Genomic DNA, 3,927 nt, shown 5'->3' with positions numbered 1-3,927 from the left:
TTCATAAATTTGGTTTAAATCTAGTGTAGTGGTTAATTTTTCTCCTAGTTCGCTTATAATTGATATGTTTTTTATAGTTTTCATAAGTTCATCTGCTTTTATTCTAAAGGCTTCACTTTTTTCTAATATATTTTTATTTTCGGCTTCAAGACTATCAAGCTTAACTTTTGTTTTTAGATGTATTGCTCTATTTGTAATTTCTATGTTTTCTAATTTTTTTTCATTCTCAAAATATAATTTGCAGTATTTGTTTGCAGTATTTATATCATTTATTTCTTCATACAAATTAATAGTTATTTTACAAATTTCCATTGTTTTTGCATACATTTTATTATCTATAGAAATATTGTACACCTCTTCTAGCTTATCAATCGCTTCTGCTCTTTTTCCTATGTTTTTAAGGAATTTGCTATAGTCTAATAAAAGATCAATTCTTCCATAATCATAAGCTACTTCAGAAGAAATATGGAAGGCTTTAGAAAAATATCTTTCGCTTTCCTCATAATTCCCTTTTTTATCATGTATTAGAGCAAATATACCATAAGCTTCCACTATACCACCTTTATAATCATATTTCACTAAATATAAAATAGCTTCATTTAAATATTCCAAAGCCTTGTCGTAGTTACCCATGTGGTATTCAACATAACCGAGATTGGAAAGTACAACCCCAAAGGTAGCCTTGTAATTCAGCTTTCTATCAAAACTATTGGATAAATTATAATATAAAATAGCATCTTCATAGCATCTAAGAACTCTATATATTTCACCAATATTATTATATATTTTTGCGACATAAAATTCTGAGCCAAAATCCTTGTAATAATTTTTACTGTGAATAATTATTTTCGCAAGTTTTTCAGCAGAATTATAGTATTCTAAACTTTTTTCGTACTCACCTATATGAAAATAAATGTTACCTATATTTTTATGAGCAAGTAACTGTAAATCACATAACCCTTGTCTTTCAGATAGATTTATGGAATCAAATAAAAATGTCATAGCTTTTTCATATTTACTCATGTCGCAATATGCTTCCCCTACATATAATAAAGCAAAAGCCATTCCAGTATCATAACTTGCTTCACTACATTGTAAATATACATAAAGACCATATTCTATAGCCTTCTCTAAACTTACAAATTCATCTTTTTCAAGCTTATCTAACATTTCATTAATTGTGTTGTTAATAAATTCGCTCATTAAATTCCCCCACATATTGACCTAATTCCTTCACCGCTGTGGTTTCCCTAAATCATCCTAAGTCGCGGTAATCAAAGGTAGAACGCTTCTCATTTTTTAAGCAATTGGAGCAATAAAACGCCAAATAGATTCATAAATTTTTTTCCAAAAGCCACGTTTTGAATAAGTTTCAATATCGAATATTGTACAGTCTTTCATATCTTTTAAAAATGTATCACGACACTTAATTGCAAAATCACTATTATAAATAAAAGCATTGACCTCATAATTAAGGCTAAAACTTCTCATGTCAATATTTGCAGTGCCTACTGTTGAAACGTGATCATCTATAACAAGTGTTTTTGCATGAAGAAAACCTGAATGCAAATATACCTTTACGCCGTCCTTTAAGAGTTTCGCCACATTTAATAGTGAAACAGCATAAATAGATTTTTTATCAGGTACACCTGGAAGCATGATTCTAACATCAACACCAGAAGTTGCAGCAAGCCTTAGTGTTTCTAATAGTGTTTTATCTGGAATAAAGTATGGCGTTTGAATATATAAATATTTTTTTGCGGTGGTAATCATTTTAACATAACCATCCTTTATAGTATCATTACGAGTACTAGGTCCACTTGAGACTATTTGTATTCCTATATCCCCATCTTCAATTGGACAATAAAGGCTTTTCAAAAACTTTTCATCGAACATCAATGTAGCTTTATTTTTCTTACTAAAGCTTTGATTTTGCAAAAAGACCAAATCAGTCCAAAATCTTGTTTGAAGTGAAAGTACACAGTTACCAGTCAATCGTATTGTTGTGTCTCTCCAAGGTTTATTTATCTTTTTTAAACCAAAGTATTCGTCGCCCACATTAATTCCGCCAGTATGAGCAATTTTCCCATCAACAATAACTATTTTCCTATGTAATCGATAATTCACATGTAAAAAACTTTTTAGCATTGATGGTAAAAATCTGTACACATGTCCACCAACTTCTTGTAACTCTTTAAAATCACTCATATGAGTACCTAAAGAACCAATACCATCATATATTAGAGTTACTTCTACTCCCTGACTTGCCTTTTCTATTAAAAGAGAAATAAATTCTTTACCAATATTGTCTTTTGCTTTAAAAATATAATATAATACTTCAATACTTTTAGTTGAATTTTTAATATCTCCAAAAATACGAGAAAAACTTTGCTCTGCATTTATTAAAAGCTCTACATTATTATTTTGAGTAAAATAACTCATTGCATTTCTTGAATTCAAAGTTATCAAATCTCTGTAGTTTTCAGTTTCTACTTCTTTAAACTGTATTTTATCTGCTGCAATGTCATGAATTTGTTTATCAAGAGCTTTGCTGTGTTTTTCTTCAATTTCATTCATACCATATTTTTTTGACATAACACGCATTTTATATTTACTGCCAATAAGAAAATAAAGAATAAAACCAACATATGGTAGAAAAAAGAATACTAAGAGCCAAGCAAATATAACTCTAGTATCACTCCGTTTTACAAAAATCAGTGTAAAAACAGATGCGATATTAAATACATATATAAATATCAGAAAAAAAGTTGATAAACTCATGTCACTCCCCCATTAATACTATTATTTTAGTTGCATTCCGACTTAATATAACCTGGGGGAAGTACCCCTTTTCTTATACCATCAAAAATAACTTTATGATCATATATATCAGAGAAAATATAATAATCAGCCAAGTCCTTAGAATAAGCTTCCATAAAAGCTTGCAACTTACCCATATAGTATATTCCAAGTCCTTCTCTATTTACAATACTGTTATTGGCAGCATTTTTCATTTTGACTACTAGTTCTTTATTAGACATCATAAATTAAAACTCCTTTACTAATTTAATCATTTTTTGTATGCATAACCATGTTAATCTTTTTTATCGATAATATCAATTCCTTATCTTTTTCGGATCTTTTTTCAACTAAAGTTCCAGGATCTAAATCAAGAAGAACTTCTACTTCTTCAACATTGATAGTAAATTTATACTTAGATAGTTCGATCATTAATTGTTGACCAGTGAGAACATTATTCTCTTTAAGAATCTTTATAGCCTTTCTAAATAATTGAGGGCGTTGTATTTTCCAAACATCATCATAAGGCTCAACCTTTCCCCATTTTTTATATGAAATTAGTTTCATTAGGTTTTTATACTGAAGACCACTAATTCTACCTAATTGCTTTGCTCTCATGATCATTGTTGATACAGAGACTTTCCACTTTTTCTTTAGCTGCAAATACGATTCAAGGTTTGTTGGGTTTATTAAATCTGCAAAGAAATCATTTTTTGGCAATAAGAATGACGCTGCAAAATGATTTGCCTCATCTTCTAGTTTTTTGAATTCTTCATTTGATAATTCTTTAATATTACTTAATTTACTGTGAAGTATAATATGTCCTAATTCATGTGCAGCATCAAAATTTCTTCTAACCATAGATTGTTTATCGTTCCCCAGTACAACACAAAATTGATGATGGCCATTAATTTTATGAATTTGGGTAAATGCATCAATTTTGGTTGAATCAGTGGCTAAAGCCGATACAATTATCCCGTTCTTTTCTAATAAGTCAACAATGTTTACTATTGGGTCATTATTTAGTCCCCAGAAACCCCTTAACATTAAGGTTACGTCCTCAATATCCATAACATCCTTGTAATCAATGGTAGGTAACTCAAGCTTTGGGAATTCAAGATAGCCATT

Annotated in this window: 4 protein-coding genes; all 4 read right to left on the bottom strand. The window is 29.4% G+C overall.

Annotated elements, in window-relative coordinates:
• Positions 1-1,203, bottom strand: a 1,203-nt coding sequence (locus tag JJE11_RS16120; protein ID WP_291637458.1) for a tetratricopeptide repeat protein, incomplete at its 3' end; no start/stop codon positions are given.
• Positions 1,204-1,299: 96 nt separating this feature from the next.
• Positions 1,300-2,781, bottom strand: a complete 1,482-nt coding sequence (cls, locus tag JJE11_RS16115; protein ID WP_291637457.1) for a cardiolipin synthase — start codon at positions 2,779-2,781, stop codon at positions 1,300-1,302.
• 26 nt (positions 2,782-2,807) lie between these two features.
• Positions 2,808-3,044 carry a hypothetical protein gene (locus tag JJE11_RS16110; RefSeq protein WP_291637454.1) on the bottom strand — a complete coding sequence of 79 codons (237 nt, stop codon included), beginning with the start codon at positions 3,042-3,044 and terminating at the stop codon, positions 2,808-2,810.
• A gap of 22 nt (positions 3,045-3,066) precedes the next feature.
• Positions 3,067-3,927, bottom strand: an 861-nt coding sequence (locus JJE11_RS16105; RefSeq protein ID WP_291637452.1) for an ImmA/IrrE family metallo-endopeptidase, incomplete at its 5' end; no start/stop codon positions are given.

Source organism: Clostridium sp., assembly GCF_016650095.1.
Lineage (GTDB): Bacteria > Bacillota > Clostridia > Clostridiales > Clostridiaceae > Clostridium_AD.
This window is presented reverse-complemented; position numbering and strand designations above follow the sequence as displayed.

Excerpts from the sequence above, each read along its gene's own strand:
- cls (WP_291637457.1), bottom strand. The coding sequence starts at position 2,781 with ATGAGTTTATCAACTTTTTTTCTGATATTTATATATGTATTTAATATC.
- JJE11_RS16110 (WP_291637454.1), bottom strand. The coding sequence starts at position 3,044 with ATGATGTCTAATAAAGAACTAGTAGTCAAAATGAAAAATGCTGCCAAT.